Below are 16,497 nucleotides of genomic sequence, written 5' to 3'. Positions count from 1 at the left end.
TATCCTCCGCCAAAAGAAATGCCCCCGAGAAATCGGGGGCATTTTTGCGTCTCTGGCCCGGTTTGCGGAGATTTGTCCAGAGTGGTCATGGTGCCGGGCGTAAAATCCAGCGTAAGTCTGAAAATCGCCAAGCTCAGAAGCTGTTGGAGAAGAATGTCATGCCTGTAGAAATTAGCGAGATTGCAGTCGATTGCAGAAATCCAATGTTGGTCGCGCGGTTTTGGTGCGAGGTTCTGGACTATCGGGTACTGGAAGAAGCGGTTGGGATCGTGAGCATCGCGCGGGTGCCGCGGCGCCCAGGGGAGCCGATTCTATGCTTCGCTCAAGTCCCGGAAGACAAAACTATTAAGAATCGACTTCATCTAGATGTGTGTCCGTCGTCTAGTACTCAGCAGGAAGAGGTTGACAGGCTTTTGGCGCTGGGTGCGAATTATGCCGATGTTGGGCAGTCGGACGATGACAATTGGGTCGTATTGATGGACCCAGAAGGTAACGAATTTTGCGTGCTTTCCGGTAGCATATAGTCATCGCGTGAGGCTGTAATTTCGGGCTCCGCGATCGCTTTTATGGGGAATGGGGAAAAGCGTGGATGGGGAAGCTGTAATAGCCGTCGTCATCGAAAGCGATGATGCTATAAGTGATCGAGTCTGCGGAGTGCTGCGCAATATTGGATTCGTGGTTCACGATGAATCCAGTGGTCAGCGAGGGGTCTCTCTTGCTGCGCAGGTTAAGCCTGATTTGGTGATCGTTGGATTTGGGTTGCCCGATATTGACGGTATCGAAACAATTCGAAGATTATCTTCGGCGTTAGAATCATATGTTTTAGCACTTTTAGATCCTGCGAATGAGATTAAACTTGTGCAGGCTTTGGATGCTGGAGCTGATGGATATTGTTCAAAGCCGCTGCGTGATGGGGAATTCCGGGCGCAGGTTGATGCGCTGATGCGCCGTCACGCGATTAGCGCCAGGGCGAGGCAGTCCGACCCGGGTCAGGAACCTCAGCAGCTGCGCCATGGACAGTTGACACTGGACAGCTCCGGTTGGGAAGTGCGCATGGATGGAGTGTTGGTAGCACTCACTGCAACAGAGTTTTCCATTCTGCACGTACTAATGAGCGCGCCCGGTCGGGTGCGCAGCAAGCGTGAACTCGCTCGTCGGGTAAATCTCAACGAAGAAGACCTGGATCACGGCTTCGTTACCGAATCTGATGTGCGGAGCATTGAAGTCCACGTGGCAAACCTGCGCAGGAAGCTAGGGGACTCTGCGCGCGCGTCTCAATGGATCGAAACTGTGCGAGGGGTAGGTTATCGACTGGTAAATGGTCGTACTTCGGCCTAGTCGCAGACTAGTATTAGAAAAATTCATCAAAAATCTTGAGTGAATCTTAAGCATAGGGTGGGTGTGGCTTAAGTATCTTGAAGCAGAATACAGTCATGGCCTCGTGCCATGCGATTGCAGCGCAGCTTGCGGATGGCTATGAAATTGGGGGATTAGCCAAGCGTCGGTGTGACTCCTAAATGAAGTGACGCACTCGCGTTAAAAGGTGAGGGGTTCGACGTGGTAACGCAATACCATGTCGAAGCCCTCACGTTTCTAGGCAGTGGCCCTATTCTTTACCAGCTGAGGGTAATGCAAGGCTGCGGTCTGCGGATGGGCGCGAAGCCAGCCCTTGAGCACATTAGCGCCGTAGGAAGCAAGCATCGGATTCTGCGGGTCATCCGAGACTCCGCGGGCCTCGGCGGCCAAGTGCTCAGGAAGTTGCACCTTGTCGATGACAGCGTCCAGGCGCGGTGAGTAGAAGAACGGCACTGAGTACCGGTCGACATTTGCAGGCGGGGCAATGACGCGATGGATCGTTGCCATCAGGTAGCCGTCGGTGGCGACTTCGAGCATCTCGCCAAGATTTACCACGAGAGCTCCCGGAGTCGGGGGAACTTCGATCCATTCTTCCTGTCCATACGGCTGGACCTGGAGGCCGCCGACCTGGTCCTGCAGCAGCAGGGTGACGAAGCCATAGTCGGCGTGAAGGCCGACGCCCTGGTTGCCGGCTTCCGGCACGAGGCCGCCGCCGACATAGTGGACCAGCTTGCCCATCCAGGCTGGAGCTCCCGAAAACGGTTCGTCGAAGTAGTCTTCCCCAAGGCCCAGGCCAACCGAGATCGCCGAAAGCAGCTCGTGTCCGGTCTGGTGCATCAAAGCTGCCCAGTCCATGGCCTGCTCGCGCAGCTGCGGAAAATCATCGGGGAACTGGTTGGGGCCCTGGAGATTGAGGTATGGCTTGTCCGCGGGGACAACGCCAAGCGCCTCGCGCTCCGGTCCATAGTCGATCTGCTCGCGGGAGTCTGCACGCCCACGGGTGATCTCGGTGCCCAGGCGGGTGTAGCCGCGGAACTGGGCGCTGTTGCGGTTGTCCAGCTTGATCTTCTCATCCACTGGTTTCGCGAAGAACTGCGCAACCGTGTCCAGCAGTTCTTGTGCTTGATTTTCCTTCGAGGCGTAGCCAACAATCTGGAAGAAGCCGACGCGGTGGGCGGCATCGAGCAGATCGGCGACGAACTTCGAGTTGAAGCTTCCGTCGGCATCGCGGGAAGTAGAAATATCGAGTACTGGGATCTCGGTGACTACGTTGTTCATACACCCCAGAGTGCACCCGAAAAAGCGATTGTTACTAGCTAAAGTTACGCACCGTTCCTCCACGTTTCGCCACTTGTAACAATCCTTGCGGGCCGCGTAATAATTGCGCATAATTTGCGCAATCATGGGGTGGGTGCAGATTTCCCTATGTGAAATGACTGTTTGAAGTTAGTGATTCGGGCAGCCATGGCAAATCGTGAATAATGTTCAGCCGCCCCCATGGGCCTGGATCCAAGGTTCCGTGCAAGGGCAGGCTTACCGGAAAAATTGGGCAGCTTTCCCTATGCTTGAATGGTGATCTTTCGAGCTGTAGGCGACTCGCGCCCATACCCAGAACATGGGCTGAGCTCTACTCGAGACTGGAGCGCCATCGCGCCGTCGCAGGTAAAACTCGATGAGTTGGTGACGACGAAAGCCACCTTGGACCTTGAGACTTTGCTCAGCGAAGATTCGACATTTTTCGGCGACCTCTTTCCGCATGTGGTGCGCTACCGGGGAGTGCTGTACCTGGAGGACGGGCTGCACCGCGCGCTTCGCTCGGCCTTGCACCACCGCTCCGTGATCCACGCCAGAGTGTTGGATCTCGATAGCGATTAGGTAAGCTGTCGCCAACTAAGGATTTCGTTGAGGCAGGTGTACGCATGCGCAAACAAGAGGACCGCGGCACATGGCATGGAGCACACATTGTCAACGAGCAGGAGCTCAGTTTCGTATCGGATGCCCAAGCGAAGCGGCGTGCGCGCAAACGCCAGAACATCATTTTCAGCACCATGGCCGTTGTCGTGCTGCTGGCATTTTTGACGGCAACTCTGGTCTTCACCGGAATTTTGAAGTTCGGAGATACTGCGGGAGCCAGCCAAGCAAGCGGCAAGGCTCCGACAAAGATCAAGAATGCGCAGTGCCCGGAGGTCAACTTCTCCTATCAGGACCCGGGCAGCTTTAAAGTGCGCATCATGAACACCACCGACATTGCAGGCCTTGCAGGCAATACCGCTGAGTCATTGGAGAAGCGCGGATTCAATATTGTTGAGACCACCTCGGGCATGGGCGAATACTCCGACCAGGTGGCAACTGTTTTCGCCGGCCCGAAGGGATACGCCCAAGCCCTGACTGTGCAGCGCCAGGTCCCAGGTTCGGTTTTCGTGTATGACGAAAAAGCCTATGGCACGCAGGTGAGCCTGGCGCTGGGCACCCAGTTCGACTACTTGGTTAAGGAACGAAAGCTGGATACCAAGCCCGGCAAGCTCAACTGCGCACCGCAGGAAAAATAGCAGCAGCTCAGATCCGCTACTGTGCCGCGTTCACCTCGGCGTGCACCTGGGTCAGCGCGTTGGCGAAGACTTCGGAGGGCTGTGCACCTGAAATTCCGTACTTGCCGTCGAGGATGAAGAATGGAACGCCGGTGACGCCGATCTGCTTGGCCTGAGCGATATCGGCATTGACCTCGTCGGTGTAGCGCCCTTCCTCCAGATCGGCGGCCAGCTGCTCGGCATCAAGGCCCACCTGGGCGGCGAGCTTGAGCAGCGTCTGGGTATCGCCGGTGTCCAGCCCCTTCTCAAAGTGGGCAGAGAGCAGTGCTTCCTTCATTTCATTGCCCAGCGAATGCTGTTTTGCATGCTCCAGCACGCGCAGTGCGGTGAAGGAATTGGCAACCACCAAATTGGCGAAGTCATAGTTCAGCCCCTCGCCGGCGGCCTGGGCGGTGACATGTTCCATCATGGCGCTCACCTGCTCGGGTGCCATGCCTTTGGCCTTGGCCAGGTAGTCGTGCTCGCTGCCTTCATAATGCTCGGGCAGGGACGGATCCAGCTGGTACGCATGCCAGTAAACGTCGATGTCTTCACCGAGCCCGGATGCTTCCACGCCCGACTCGAAGCGGCGCTTGCCGATGAAGCACCAGGGGCAGGCGATGTCGGAGAAGATATCCACGCGCAGGCGCTGGTTTTCGGTAGTTTCAGTCATACCTGGTACAACGCGGCGCACCGCCGCATCATTCCGGTTAGTGGGCAGTATCGCAGCGGTGGCATGATGAGCTGGAGGTTGTACATTCACAGGCAGAGGGGAGAACGGCCAGGTGGCCAGAAATCTTCGGTGGCGCTCGATCTTCTTCGCCGGCGTGGTCACGGCAATGGCCGGATTCGTCGACGGCGTGGGCTTCATCCACTTCGGCGGATACTTCTTGTCCTTCATGTCGGGCAACTCCACGCGTTCTTCCGCCTCCCTGATGAGCGGGGACGTCACAGGGTGGAGCATGGCCATGGGCCTGGTCGGCAGCTTCGTTGCGGGGGTCGTGGCCGCCACGCTGCTCAGCTTCAGGGCCGGCGCATTCCGCCGGCCGATCGTCATGTTCCTTTCGGGCCTGCTATTGGCCGGCGCCGCGGTGCTCGGCACCCGCGAAGAGATGGGGATCGGCGAGCTGGGCATGCCCGGCGCCTGCCTGCTGGCGGCGGCCATGGGTTCGGTCAACGTGTCATATACCCGTTCGGGCGAGGTATCGGTCGGGCTGACCTACATGACCGGCACGCTGGTGAAGTTCGGCCAGCACTTTGCCGGGGCCTTGATCACGGTGCTCTCCGGAGGCAAGCATGCCAGCAGCCTGGTGGCCTGGGCGCCTTATGCGGTGCTCTGGTCCATGATTACCCTCGGCTCCGTGGCAGGGGTGTTCTGCTACCTGCACTTCGGCTTGGCAAGCCTGTGGCTGGTGGCGGCGGGAATGCTGCTGTGGGCGGCGCTGGCGCTGTCACGCGAGCTGCGCACCGGGAAGCATGCCCCGGCGCCCAGCCGCGTGCGCCGCGAAATTCTCTGAGTCGCTAGCTGGCCTCGGCGAACTTCTTTTCCGCCGCGCCGCGGTCCACGAAGCGGTAGCACAGCGCGAGCAGCACCAGCCAGCCGGCTCCGGCATACAGCGCGATGCGGGTTTCAGGGCTCAGCGCCAGCAGGACGACCACCAAGGCCATGAAGCCCAAGGTGGCCCATACAGCCGCTGTGCCGCCCGGCACCGCATAGGCGCTGCCCTTGACGGAGGCACCCAGGCCGCGTTCGCTGCGGCGCATGCCCAGGTAGGAGGCCAGGATCATGATCCACACCCAGACGGTGGCGAAGGTGGCCACGGAGGCGATGATCATGAACAGCGCCTCGGGCAGCAGCGCGTTGAGCACCACTCCCACCAACAGCACCACCGCCATGACGACGACGGTCATCCACGGCACGCCGGTGCGCGAGACCCTGCCGAAGGACTTCGGCGCGTGGCCGGCCTGGGCCATCGCGAAGAGCATGCGCCCGGCGCCGAAGGTGTCCGCGTTGATCGCTGAGACCGCCGCCGTGATCACCACGGCATTGAGCACATGCGCGGCGGCGGGAAGGCCCAGCGCGTCGAAGATCTGCACGAAGGGGCTGGCTGAGCCGTCGATCTGGCGCCAGTCGAAGAGCATCATGACCACCGCCAGGGAGGCCACGTAGAACAGCAGGATGCGCCAGGGCACGGTGTTGATCGCCGCCGGCACCGAGCGCGAAGGGTCATCGGCCTCGCCGGCGGTGATGCCGATGGTCTCGATGCCGCCGAAGGCGAACATCACCACGGCGAAGGAGACCAGCAGGCCGGTGAAGCCGTTGGGGAACAGCGTGCCGGAGGCCATCAGAGTGTCCCAGCCGGTGGCGGTCTGGGCGCCCGGGGCGCTGAAGCCGAAGATGATCAGCAGCGCGCCGCCGGCGATCATCGCGATAATCGCCGACACCTTGATGACGGCAAGCCAGAACTCGGTTTCGCCGAAGACCTTGACCTGCATCAGGTTGATCGCCGCGATCAGCAGCACCACCACCGATACCCAGATCCACTGCGGCACCTGCGGGAACCAGAAGCCCATGTAGATGCCGAAGGCGGTGACATCGGCAATGGCGACGATCGCCATCTCGAAGGTGAAGGTCCAGCCGGTGACGAACCCGGCGAAGCGCCCCAGGTAGCGCGAAGCGTAATGGGCGAAGGACCCCGAAACCGGATGCTTCACCGCCATCTCGCCCATGGCGCGCATGACGATGAACACGGCGGCGCCGCCGATCATGTACGCAAAGAGTACTGCAGGGCCGGCGGCCTGGATGGCAGCGGAGGAGCCGTAGAACAGGCCGGTTCCGATCGCTGAGCCCAGGGCCATGAAGCGGATGTGGCGGGCGGTGAGCCCGCGGGCGAGGGACGCCTTGATTTCGGTCACGATGAAAAAGCTCGCATCTAGTGGATTGGTTGTGCATATCAAACACTACGTGGGTGCGCAACAGCGTTTCCATAATTGGTGTCTGAAACGACCGGTGATCTTGCCCACTGCATGTCATTGGGGCGGCGGTGGAAGAATGGCAACTGTGAAATTGGGATTCGTCCGCCACGGACAGACACAGTGGAACCTTGAAGGCAGGCTTCAGGGCAGCAGCAATATTCCGCTCAACGACACAGGCCGCGCCCAGGCGCGCGAGGCGGTGGCGGTGCTGGCCGCGGGGGTGGAAGGCGCCGGGGCCTGGGATGCCATCGTCTCCTCGCCGCTTGACCGGGCGCGGGAGACAGCGCAGATCATCGCCGACGGGCTGGGGATTGAACTGGGCCCGAGCTATCCGCTGCTGGCCGAACGCGACTACGGGCAGGCCGAAGGCGTGGTGGAAGCCGAGGCGCTGGAGCGCTGGCCGGGGAAGATCGGCGGCGGGATCGAGTCCCTGGAGTCGGTGGTGGCGCGCGGCCGCGCGGCCATCGAGCAGATCATGGCCGACTACCCGGGCAAAAACGTCGCGGTGATCTGCCACGGCACGATCATCCGCTACACCCTCTCGGACATCGCCGGCTGGCAGCTGGACGCCATCCGCAACGGCTCGGTGGCGCTGCTGGGGCAGGACGCCCAGGGCGCGCTGGAGCTGGAGTTGGTCAACGACCGGGTGCCTAGCGCCCCGGATGCATCACCGAGTCGATGACTGCCGGCAGGGCGGAATCCCTGCTGCGGGTCTTCAGCGCCAGCAGCCAGCTGGTCAATTCCAGATAAGCAGTCGAACGCACGGCCGGAGCGGAGAGGAATACATCGTGCAGGGCGTCCTTGAGCCGCACTAGGTGCAGCTCGCGGCCCAGATCCAGGCTGCGCGCGGCCACCGCCTGCACGTTCAGCGCCACATCGGAGCTCGCGGCACTCTCATCCCAGCGCGGCAGCAGGTAGTCCTTGGCCGAGAGCATGACCATCACCGGGATCTGCAGGTCCAGCCCCTTGGCCACCGCGGCCTGGGCGCTGAAGACCGCTGAGATGAACCCGGTGGTGATTTTGAATCCGTTGGCCGGCCGCCATTTCAATTCGTAGTCCCATTCGCCCTCGAACTGGCTGGAGACCGTGCGGGTGTAGAAGCCGGGATCCACCGAGGGCAGGAAGCGCTGAGGGTTGAGCATGCTGCCCGCGGCGATCAGCTTGGACAGCGCGGTGCGGCCCAGCTCGCTGGCCTGGAACTCAAGCCACGGGCTGTTCAGGGCCAGGGCCGCGATCTTCCCCGGATGCCTGGCAGCATAGAGCGCGGCCGAAAGCCCTCCGGTGGAATGGCCCAGCAGTGCGATCTGGGTGCCGGGATGTTCCAGCTTGATGATCGAGCAGGCCGCATCGAACTCCTGGGCATAGTCTTCCAGGTTCGTGGTGAACCCCGGAGGAATGCTTTTGCCCGATGCCGCATCCAGCGGCAGGTTGCGCCCATAGTGCCGCAGGTCCAGGGCATAGAAGTTCGCGCCCGTCCCGGAAACCACCTGGGCCAGCTCGTGCTGGAAGAAGTAGTCCGACCAGCCGTGCACGTAGAGCACGGTGACGCCGCGCAGCGGGGCGCTGAGCAGCGTGCGCAGGCTGCGCTGGGGCTGGTGGCGGATCAGCGTGGCGGTGGCCCCGTCGTCCATCGGCAGCACCCGCTGGGTGAAGCCCTCGCCCAGGATGTCTGGTTCCCACGTCGAACTTGTCTTAGCCATGGCATCAGCGTACCCAAAAAACGGCATCCACCCCGCGGATTGGGTACCGCGGGATGAATGCCGTTGATTGTGGCCGATCTTGACGGACGACTGTGGACAACCGGCCCGGTCTTGTGGGGCCTAGCCTGCCATTTCCAGCACCGGGGCCGGCAGGTCCAGGTAGCGCAGGTAGGCGTTGCGGGTCATGAAGGTCGGGAAGTCCTCGCGCAGTGCGCAGGACTCGAAGATCTCCATGGCGTCTTCGAAGCGGTCGCCCTCGAAGCGCTCGATTCCCTCCAGGGTCTCCTCCGCCAGCTCCTGCACCCAGCCGCGGGTGATGATCTCGCCCTGGTCGGTGATGGCCGACTGGTGGATCCACTGCCACAGCTGCGAGCGGGAGATCTCGGCGGTGGCCGAATCCTCCATCAGGTTGCGCAGCACCACTGCGCCGTTGCCGCGCAGCCAGGACTCGATGTAGCGGATGCCGATCTCGATGTTGTCGCGGATGCCCTGCTCGGTGATCTGCCCGTCCAGCCCGGCGATGGCCAGCAGCGCGGAGGCTGAAACTTCCACGTCCTCGCGGGTGCGGGAGATCTGGTGCGGGTTCTCGCCCAGCACCACGTCGTACACCTCGCGGGCGGTGGACACCAGGTCCGGGTGGGCTACCCAGGAGCCGTCGAATCCGTCGCGCACCTCGCGGAACTTGTCCTCGCGCACCTTGGCCAGGCCGCCGGCGTTGATCGAAGCGTCCTTGCGGCTCGGGACGAAGGTGCTCATCCCGCCGATGGCGGTAGCGCCGCGGCGGTGGCAGGCGCGCACCAGCTGCTCGGTGTAGGCCCGCATGAACGGCGCGGTCATCGTCACCGAATCGCGGTCCGGGAAGATGAAGCGCGGTCCGCGGGAGCGGAAGTTCTTGATGATGGAGAAGATGTAGTCCCAGCGTCCTGCGTTCAGGCCCGAGGAGTGCTCGCGCAGCTCGTAGAGGATCTCTTCCATTTCAAAGGCAGCGGTGATGGTCTCGATGTGCACCGTGGCGCGGATGGTGCCGCGCTCGATGCCCAGCAGGTCCTGGGCCATGTTGAAGATGTCGTTCCACAGGCGTGCTTCCATGTGGTTTTCCAGCTTCGGCAGGTAGTAGTACGGGCCGCGGCCGGCGGCCACCAGGCGCTGTGCGTTGTGGAAGAAGTGCAGTGCAAAGTCCACCAGGGCTGCGCTGATCAGGGTGCCTGCAACCTGCAGGTGCTTCTCCGGCTGGTGCAGGGCGCGGGGGCGGACGACGATGGTCGGCAGCTGCTGCAGATCCGAGGTGTTCAGCTTGTATTCGCGGCCGTCCGGTGCGGTGAAGTCCAGCTCATTGTCCAGCACGCGGATCAGGTTCACCTGGTTCTTGATGACGTTCTGCCAGGTAGGGGAGCAGGCGTCCTCCATGTCTGCCAGCCACACATTGGCGCCGGAGTTCAGTGCGTTGATCGCTGCCTTGCGCTCGATCGGTCCGGTGATCTCCACCCGGCGGTCCTCCAGGCCTGGAGCAATCGGAGCCACCTGCCAGGTCGAGTCCTCGCGGATCGAACGGGTCTCCTCCAAGAACTGCGGGTCACGGCCGTTGGCGATGCGAGCACGGTTCAGCTGGCGGCGCTGCATCAAATCATTGCGGCGGTGCTCGAATGCGCTGTGCAGGGTGGCAAGAAATTCCAGAGCGTCACTGGTCAGGATCTGTTCTTGGTAGCGAACTGCGGTAGCGGTGATGGTGATGTTGTTCAAGGTGATCGGGGAGTTCATGGCAGCGTCCTTAAAAGCTTAAAAAATGGTGGCGGTGCCGGCTGACGTCGTTGTCAGCCGGCACCATCGACCCGTCAGGGTCTAATGGAATTGGCCTTCTTCGGTGGAACCCACCAGGGCCAGGGTTGATGCATTTGGATTCAGCGTGGTGGAGATGGCATCGAAGTAGCCGGTGCCGACCTCGCGCTGGTGCTTGGTGGCGGTGTAGCCGGCTGCCTCGGAAGCGAACTCGCGCTCCTGCAGTTCGACGTAGGCGCTCATGCCGTCCTTCGCGTAGCCCTGAGCCAGATCGAACATCGAGTGGTTCAGTGCGTGGAAGCCTGCCAGGGTGATGAACTGGAACGTGAAGCCCATGGCGCCCAGTTCGCGCTGGAACTTGGCGATGGTTGCATCATCCAGGTGCTTCTTCCAGTTGAACGATGGCGAGCAGTTGTAGGAGAGCATCTGGTCCGGGAAGTCCTTCTTGACTGCCTCGGCGAACTTGCGCGCCAGCTCCAGGTCCGGGGTGCCGGTCTCCATCCAGATCAAATCCGAATATGGAGCATAGGCCTTGGCTCGGGCGATGCACGGCTCGATGCCGTTGCGGACCTTGTAGAAGCCTTCTGCGGTGCGCTCGCCGGTGATGAACTCGCGGTCGCGCTCATCGACATCCGAGGTGATCAGGGTTGCCGCTTCGGCGTCGGTGCGGGCAATGACCACCGACGGGGTGTTCGCTACGTCGGCTGCCAGGCGGGCTGCGTTCAGGGTGCGGATGTGCTGCTGAGTAGGGATCAGCACCTTGCCGCCCAGGTGGCCGCACTTCTTCTCGCTGGCCAGCTGGTCTTCCCAGTGCACGCCCGAGGCGCCGGAGTTGATCATGGACTTCATCAGCTCGTAGGCGTTCAGCGGGCCGCCGAATCCTGCTTCTGCGTCGGCAACGATCGGAACCATCCAGTCTTCGACGGTCTGGATGCCTTCGGAGAACTCAATCTGGTCTGCGCGCAGCAGTGCGTTGTTGATGCGGCGGACAACCTGAGGCACCGAGTTCGCCGGGTACAGCGACTGGTCAGGGTAGGTGTGGCCGGAGAGATTTGCATCGGCTGCAACCTGCCAGCCGGAGAGGTAGATGGCCCGCAGGCCCGCCTTGACCTGCTGGACTGCCTGGTTGCCGGTCAGTGCGCCCAGTGCGTTGGTGTAGCCGCCGGTGGGTGCTTCTTCGGTCAGCTGCTTCCACAGCTTCTCGGATCCGCGCTTTGCCAAGGTGTGCTCTTCCTGGACGCGGCCCTGGAGCTTGACGACATCTGCTGCGGAGTAGTCTCGGGTGACGCCGTTCCAACGGGGATTGGTTTCCCAATCGGTTTCAATGGCTGCGATGCGGTTGTCGATCGAGTTTTCGTTTGAGTTCTGGGTAGTCATCTCGCTTAGCTCCTTCGCAAGCTGTTGGGTTCGTCCGGACCGGTGAACCAGGTGGTTTCGATCCGGTGAACTTCTTCGTGAGAACTACTTTTCCGCAGGCGCAAGCCTTCTGGGAGAGGTTTTTTGAATTAAGATCACCCTTTCTTATGGAAAATGAAAAATATTTGGTTCTTTGCTCCCTTGTTGGCTGGATCACGAAAATTTGCCATAAAGAAGCAAAAACAGCGTGAAGAAGTAGAAAATTTTCAGATTCTCGTTGAGTTCATTGAAATCCGCTCTCCGAAGGGTGAAATTGGGGCAGCTACCAAGAAGTAGGTCACTGGGCGAACGTGGGAGACCGAGATCCAGAGGGAAAATGTAACGGTTGGGACAATTCCGGGCCAGTCACTGTGCTGTTGGCCAATATTTATCTAGGCTTGTTGATGAACGAGTCCGTTTTCCCTTTCAGTAGATCGGAGACAAATGCCTGTGCGCGCGATCGGTCCCCTTGCCCTATGCCTGGCGGCTGCTTTCGCCTTGGTTTCCTGCTCCGCTGGCACTGTCCCGGCGGCCGGACAGGATGAAGACGGGCAGCAGGGTCCAGTCCAGGTCCAATTTGCCGAACTGCACTGGACTGCCAGCGCCGAGGGCGAGAGCCTCACCGGTGCGAGGCTGAACCTGGACGACGCGGTGGACGCGGAAATCGGCGATCTCATGACCGCCGAATACACCACCAAAGCCTTGAACACGAAGGACCGGAGCTTCGGCGCCTTTGATATTTCTTCGAAGGGTGTCCTGTTTGGCTCGGTGAACCCTTCGCCTCAAAAGCTCACCAAGGACAAAACATTTGACGGCTCCAAGGTGTCGATCCACTCCGTGGCGGCCACTGTGGAGGCCGGCAAACTTACAGCGTTCCCCAGCACGCAAAACGTCTTGAGCAAAGACGGCCCTCGTCAGATTACTGCGGGCGTCAGTGAGGAAGGGAAATACGTCTGGTCGGAAACCGCAGCAACCTCGGGCGGCGAAACTGCTTGGAGAGTCTTTACCGGGGGCAAGGACCAGAAACCCCGCCTGCTGGGCCAAGCCGAGGACTTCTTCGCTGAGGATGGCGTTGGGCTGTTCCCCATGGAGGGGCGGATGGCATTAAGGGATTCCGTGGCCTATTGGGAGTCGATGGTGGTGCCCGACGACGTTGAATCGGCGGCCGCAATTCTGTCCGCCGACCTCGATGACGGCCAGGAAGCCCGCGAGTTCATGGAGAACTCGATTGCCCCGGTGGCGCTGGACTCCTGGGTGGCGAGCGTCGGCGTATACCCGGAAGAAGACCCCACGGTGCAGCAGCGCCAGATCAACCTCCACGACGAAGTCAAAGACGGGCCGGGAAGAGGCCGAGTGCTCGTCGTTGATGAAGGCGCAGGTACCGAAGGGGAAGCGCCCTTCAGCAGATTCGCGGGAGCCGGCAGCACGCTGATGACAACCTATGCACGCAACCTCCTGGTCATGGACATCGACAACACGCTGATCGCGGCCATCGAGAATCCGGATGAGCGGGGACCTGTGGGCATGGCGGTCTGCAGCGGCTACGCCACCTGGACATATGAGGATGATGGATATGCGGGCGACAAGGCCCAGTATTTCTTGGACCTGAAGACCAAGGAACTGTACCGGGTGGCAAACGAGAATCTCTTGGGACAGACTTTCTGCGCTGGGGGCTACTTTGCCTGGTCGGTGCTTGAGGAAGGCGACAGCAACGCCGCCGCCTACACCGAGGTGATGAAATGGAAGCCGTCGGCCTCCTGAGTCTGCTAGGGCCGGTCGAAGGACACCACGGCCATGAACCCGCGGCCGTTGATCCTGGGCTCGCCGGCATCTGAGCCGATGACGGTATCCCGCAAGGCCAGTGCTGTTTCTGCCTCGTCAACGACCAGTTTGGCCGACCCCTGGACGAGGAAGCCGAGCTGGCCGTCGAACAGGTACTGGTCGCGCTTCTTGGACAGCTCGATAATGCGCACCGTGGCACGCGCCTTGGCGGGGTCGGCGGCTACGTGAAGCACCAGCAGCTCTTCGGTTGGCTGGCTGCTGACTATTGGGGCATCGGTGGAGATCTTCAGTGGGCGCAGCGGCTCTAGTCCTTGGGCCTGACCGTCGAACTCGAGCTGGACAAAGTCGCCGGCAATGAGGGTGAAGACCTGGGTTTGGAACGGCGAGGAGAAAGCCGCGGCCTTTTCGATCGAACGGACCGAAAGCTGCCAGGAGCTATCCGGCAGTTCGGAGGCGATGAGGGCTCCTGATTCCGCCAAAGATCCATGGGCGATCAGGCGGACCTGTCCAAGCTCCCAATTCTGCTTGGTGCTCTGGGCCAAGGGGATGACGGCGCCGGCTGAGAACTGCGCGGTGGAATTGCTCATGGACACGAGTCTACTTCCACCACTGACTGTGCCAGCAGCGCGCGCAGCTGCGCCACCACCTGGGCGATCGGCCGGGATGAATCGATGACCGGCCATCCATTAGCTTTGGCGAGATTCAGGTATTCGCCGCGGCTTGCCCGCAGGTAATCCAAGGTTTCAAAGTCATCCTCCCGGGTGTGGACCCGGTAGTGCGCGAGTTCCGGCGGAACATCGAGCACGACGATCAACGCATTCTTCGTCGACCGGCGGGCAAGCCAGGGCAGGATGAAGCCGCTGAACTGCCCGCGCAGCTGGCGCAGCACCAGCTGGCAGTAGATGTGCCGGTCCATCACGCTGATTCCGCAGAACCTGTCGGCTTTCAGGGAATTGAGCAGGACATTGGCCCCGCGGATCAGTGACTCGATGAAATCCTGGAGCAGGGGCGAGAGGGAAAGGCCCAGCTCACGGCTGCGCCGGTTGAGCCAGCGCCTGCCGGCGGTGTTGGCAAGCTGCTGGGCGGCCAGCCCGGAGCGCTCCAGGTCCTTGACCAGCGCCGCAATCACCGTGCTCTTTCCAGCTCCGTCGGTTCCCAGCACAATGAGCTTGGCTGGCACACGCCCTGGGCACCGCCGGGCGGCGGGGCGCTCAACCTTGATCGTTGCCATCAGACTCCCGAAGTTCTTTGTTGTTACTGGCATAACGATCCTGTGCGCGTGAAGTTTCCCGCCAGCGCCTGTGCAGTGGCTGAGTCTTCGCCCGCGAAGGGCGCTGCGGCTTAAGAAGTAGATAAATTCACGATAGTAGCCGTGGAATCGCGGATTCTGCCCGCTAAATTTCATTGGAGGGTAGAAAACTCTTCACTTCTTCACGTACCGTGGTGCTGTGACTGCAACCACATGGAATCGTACACTGGGCGCCGCGCAGGCAGGCGATGCCTCAAACAGCGCCGAACTGGACCTGATCGCCCTGGGCCGCCGCCTGCGCCACCTGCGCAAGGGCCTGGGGCTGACCCTTGACGACATCTCCGCCGTGGTGGACACCGCGCCGAGCCAGCTTTCGTTGATTGAAAATGGCAAGCGGGAACCGAAGCTTTCGCTGCTCAAATCCCTGGCCAAAGCGCTGAACGTCGGCGTGGACGACCTGCTCGGTTCGGAGCCGCCCTCGCGCCGGGCGGCGCTGGAGATCGAGCTTGAACGGGCGCAGCGCGGGCCGCTGTACGAAGCATTGGGCCTGCCCAAGGTGCGCGTGGGCGCACGGCTGCCGATGGACGTCCTGGAATCCTTGGTGGGGCTGCAGCATGAGCTGGAACGCCGCTTGAACGAGCAGGCAGCCACCCCCGAGGAAGCCCGCCGCGCCAACACCGCCCTGCGCCAGGAGATGCGCCAGCGCAACAACTACTACAAGGAGATCGAGCAGGAAGCCGCCCGGGTGCTGCAGGCTGTGGGCCACGACGAGGGCCCGCTCTCCAGCCACCGCGCCGCCGATATCGCCGAATACCTGGGCTTCAGCCTGCGCTTCGTGGGCAATCTGCCACATTCGACCCGTTCGGTCACCGACCTGAAGAACATGCGCATCTACCTGACGCAGGTCAACAAGAGCCAACACGACCCGCGCTCGGTGCTGCTGCAGGCGCTGGGCCACCAGGTGCTGGGGCACAAGACGCCCACTGACTACTTTGACTTCCTGTCCCAGCGCGTTGCCACCAACTATTTCGCTGCCGCGCTGATGATGCCGGAGAAGACCACCGTCGACTTCCTGCAGCGGGCCAAGGCCGAACGCCAGCTCGCGGTCGAAGACCTGCGCGATGCCTTCGCGGTGTCCTACGAATCGGCGGCGCACCGGTTCACGAACCTCGCCACCGAGCACCTGGGGATCACCTGCCACTTCCAAAAGGTCCATGAGTCCGGAATCCTGCACAAGGCCTATGAGAACGACCGGGTGAATTTCCCGGCAGACCACACCGGCGCCATCGAGGGCCAGACGATCTGCCGCTATTGGACCTCGCGCATGGTCTTCGAGCAGCCCGACCAGTTCCGCTCCTTCGAGCAGTACACCGACACGGTGAACGGCACCTACTGGTGCACTGCCCGCACCGAGCACCACTCCTCGGGCCTGTACTCGCTGTCCATCGGCGTGCCCTTTGAACACGTCAAATGGTTCCGCGGCAGGGACACCAAGGAACGCTGCCAATCCACCTGCCCCGATGAGAACTGCTGCCGCCGCCCGCCGGCGGACCTGTCCACCCAGTGGTTCGGCAACGCGTGGCCTGCAACCCGCGCAAACACGCACCTGCTGGCTGCCATGCCCACCGGCGCATTCCCCGGCGTGGATGAGACCGAGGTCTACCGCTTCCTGCAGCAGCAGGACGGCTGAGCCTAT

Annotated in this window: 17 protein-coding genes; 9 read left to right on the top strand and 8 right to left on the bottom strand. The window is 61.6% G+C overall.

What is annotated here, in order from left to right; translation table 11 throughout:
* Positions 1-524 (top strand): VOC family protein (locus AUR04nite_RS09430; protein ID WP_246055469.1); only part of this gene is annotated, 524 nt, incomplete at its 5' end.
* Between the two features lie 61 nt (positions 525-585).
* Entirely contained in the window at positions 586-1,338 is a 753-nt protein-coding gene (locus AUR04nite_RS09425) for a response regulator transcription factor (protein ID WP_170184159.1), read from the top strand.
* 255 nt (positions 1,339-1,593) lie between these two features.
* Here the strand turns inward: AUR04nite_RS09425 and AUR04nite_RS09420 are convergent, their stop codons facing one another.
* A complete protein-coding gene (locus AUR04nite_RS09420) occupies positions 1,594-2,634 on the bottom strand; it encodes an isopenicillin N synthase family dioxygenase (RefSeq protein ID WP_141364306.1) in 1,041 nt (346 codons plus the stop codon).
* Between the two features lie 294 nt (positions 2,635-2,928).
* Between AUR04nite_RS09420 and AUR04nite_RS09415 the strand changes: the two genes are divergently transcribed.
* Both AUR04nite_RS09415 and AUR04nite_RS09410 read left to right on the top strand, forming a co-directional pair.
* A complete protein-coding gene (locus tag AUR04nite_RS09415) occupies positions 2,929-3,231 on the top strand; it encodes a type II toxin-antitoxin system VapB family antitoxin (protein ID WP_174787867.1) in 303 nt (100 codons plus the stop codon).
* Between the two features lie 44 nt (positions 3,232-3,275).
* A complete protein-coding gene (locus tag AUR04nite_RS09410; RefSeq protein WP_141364302.1) occupies positions 3,276-3,905 on the top strand; it encodes a LytR C-terminal domain-containing protein in 630 nt (209 codons plus the stop codon).
* Between the two features lie 16 nt (positions 3,906-3,921).
* Here the strand turns inward: AUR04nite_RS09410 and AUR04nite_RS09405 are convergent, their stop codons facing one another.
* Positions 3,922-4,596 (bottom strand): DsbA family oxidoreductase, encoded by a 675-nt coding sequence (locus AUR04nite_RS09405; RefSeq protein ID WP_141364300.1) that lies wholly within the window; start codon positions 4,594-4,596, stop codon positions 3,922-3,924.
* Between the two features lie 112 nt (positions 4,597-4,708).
* Between AUR04nite_RS09405 and AUR04nite_RS09400 the strand changes: the two genes are divergently transcribed.
* Complete coding sequence (locus tag AUR04nite_RS09400) at positions 4,709-5,440, top strand: YoaK family protein (protein ID WP_141364298.1); 732 nt, start codon at positions 4,709-4,711, stop codon at positions 5,438-5,440.
* A gap of 4 nt (positions 5,441-5,444) precedes the next feature.
* Here the strand turns inward: AUR04nite_RS09400 and AUR04nite_RS09395 are convergent, their stop codons facing one another.
* Positions 5,445-6,782 (bottom strand): amino acid permease, encoded by a 1,338-nt coding sequence (locus tag AUR04nite_RS09395; RefSeq protein ID WP_141364324.1) that lies wholly within the window; start codon positions 6,780-6,782, stop codon positions 5,445-5,447.
* Positions 6,783-6,975: 193 nt separating this feature from the next.
* Here AUR04nite_RS09395 and AUR04nite_RS09390 point away from each other — a divergent pair, with 193 nt between their 5' ends.
* Positions 6,976-7,581: a histidine phosphatase family protein gene (locus tag AUR04nite_RS09390; protein ID WP_141364296.1), complete on the top strand. Its 606-nt coding sequence runs from the start codon at positions 6,976-6,978 to the stop codon at positions 7,579-7,581.
* On the opposite strand, the gene AUR04nite_RS09385 is transcribed toward AUR04nite_RS09390, so the two are convergent.
* The 3 genes from AUR04nite_RS09385 to aceA form a co-directional block, all read right to left on the bottom strand.
* A complete protein-coding gene (locus AUR04nite_RS09385; RefSeq protein ID WP_141364294.1) occupies positions 7,550-8,599 on the bottom strand; it encodes an alpha/beta hydrolase in 1,050 nt (349 codons plus the stop codon). The two genes, AUR04nite_RS09390 and AUR04nite_RS09385, sit on opposite strands and share 32 nt — an antisense overlap.
* Before the next feature lie 120 nt (positions 8,600-8,719).
* Complete coding sequence (gene aceB, locus AUR04nite_RS09380; protein ID WP_141364292.1) at positions 8,720-10,357, bottom strand: malate synthase A; 1,638 nt, start codon at positions 10,355-10,357, stop codon at positions 8,720-8,722.
* Between the two features lie 81 nt (positions 10,358-10,438).
* A complete protein-coding gene (aceA, locus tag AUR04nite_RS09375; RefSeq protein ID WP_141364290.1) occupies positions 10,439-11,752 on the bottom strand; it encodes an isocitrate lyase in 1,314 nt (437 codons plus the stop codon).
* A gap of 153 nt (positions 11,753-11,905) precedes the next feature.
* On the opposite strand from aceA, the gene AUR04nite_RS17910 reads away from it, so the two are divergent.
* Together AUR04nite_RS17910 and AUR04nite_RS09370 are read left to right on the top strand one after the other, a co-directional pair.
* Positions 11,906-12,067, top strand: coding sequence for a hypothetical protein (locus AUR04nite_RS17910; protein ID WP_170184158.1), 162 nt, complete (start codon positions 11,906-11,908; stop codon positions 12,065-12,067).
* A gap of 153 nt (positions 12,068-12,220) precedes the next feature.
* The gene (locus AUR04nite_RS09370) at positions 12,221-13,531 is read left to right on the top strand and encodes a hypothetical protein (protein ID WP_141364288.1); all 1,311 of its coding nucleotides are present in this window, start codon (positions 12,221-12,223) and stop codon (positions 13,529-13,531) included.
* A 5-nt stretch (positions 13,532-13,536) separates the two neighbouring features.
* Here the strand turns inward: AUR04nite_RS09370 and AUR04nite_RS09365 are convergent, their stop codons facing one another.
* Positions 13,537-14,139 (bottom strand): HutD family protein, encoded by a 603-nt coding sequence (locus AUR04nite_RS09365; RefSeq protein ID WP_170184157.1) that lies wholly within the window; start codon positions 14,137-14,139, stop codon positions 13,537-13,539.
* Positions 14,136-14,816, bottom strand: a complete 681-nt coding sequence (locus AUR04nite_RS09360) for a nucleoside/nucleotide kinase family protein (RefSeq protein ID WP_170184156.1) — start codon at positions 14,814-14,816, stop codon at positions 14,136-14,138. Before AUR04nite_RS09360 ends, AUR04nite_RS09365 begins: the two co-directional genes overlap by 4 nt.
* A 184-nt stretch (positions 14,817-15,000) precedes the next feature.
* Between AUR04nite_RS09360 and AUR04nite_RS09355 the strand changes: the two genes are divergently transcribed.
* The gene (locus AUR04nite_RS09355) at positions 15,001-16,491 is read left to right on the top strand and encodes a helix-turn-helix transcriptional regulator (RefSeq protein WP_141364282.1); all 1,491 of its coding nucleotides are present in this window, start codon (positions 15,001-15,003) and stop codon (positions 16,489-16,491) included.
* Positions 16,492-16,497 lie beyond the last annotated feature (6 nt).

Origin of the sequence: Glutamicibacter uratoxydans, assembly GCF_006539925.1 — a bacterium.
GTDB classification, from domain to species: Bacteria; Actinomycetota; Actinomycetes; order Actinomycetales; family Micrococcaceae; genus Glutamicibacter; species Glutamicibacter uratoxydans.
This window is presented reverse-complemented; position numbering and strand designations above follow the sequence as displayed.

What these genes read in the sequence shown, in the direction of transcription:
- AUR04nite_RS09405 (WP_141364300.1), bottom strand. Translation starts at nt 4,596, where the DNA reads ATGACTGAAACTACCGAAAACCAGCGCCTGCGCGTGGATATCTTCTCC.
- AUR04nite_RS09410 (WP_141364302.1), top strand. Translation starts at nt 3,276, where the DNA reads ATGCGCAAACAAGAGGACCGCGGCACATGGCATGGAGCACACATTGTC.
- AUR04nite_RS09395 (WP_141364324.1), bottom strand. Translation starts at nt 6,782, where the DNA reads ATGGCCCTGGGCTCAGCGATCGGAACCGGCCTGTTCTACGGCTCCTCC.
- AUR04nite_RS09390 (WP_141364296.1), top strand. Translation starts at nt 6,976, where the DNA reads ATGGCAACTGTGAAATTGGGATTCGTCCGCCACGGACAGACACAGTGG.
- AUR04nite_RS09360 (WP_170184156.1), bottom strand. Translation starts at nt 14,816, where the DNA reads ATGCCAGTAACAACAAAGAACTTCGGGAGTCTGATGGCAACGATCAAG.
- aceB (WP_141364292.1), bottom strand. Translation starts at nt 10,357, where the DNA reads ATGAACTCCCCGATCACCTTGAACAACATCACCATCACCGCTACCGCA.
- AUR04nite_RS09385 (WP_141364294.1), bottom strand. Translation starts at nt 8,599, where the DNA reads ATGGCTAAGACAAGTTCGACGTGGGAACCAGACATCCTGGGCGAGGGC.
- AUR04nite_RS09420 (WP_141364306.1), bottom strand. Translation starts at nt 2,634, where the DNA reads ATGAACAACGTAGTCACCGAGATCCCAGTACTCGATATTTCTACTTCC.
- AUR04nite_RS17910 (WP_170184158.1), top strand. Translation starts at nt 11,906, where the DNA reads ATGAAAAATATTTGGTTCTTTGCTCCCTTGTTGGCTGGATCACGAAAA.
- AUR04nite_RS09365 (WP_170184157.1), bottom strand. Translation starts at nt 14,139, where the DNA reads ATGAGCAATTCCACCGCGCAGTTCTCAGCCGGCGCCGTCATCCCCTTG.
- aceA (WP_141364290.1), bottom strand. Translation starts at nt 11,752, where the DNA reads ATGACTACCCAGAACTCAAACGAAAACTCGATCGACAACCGCATCGCA.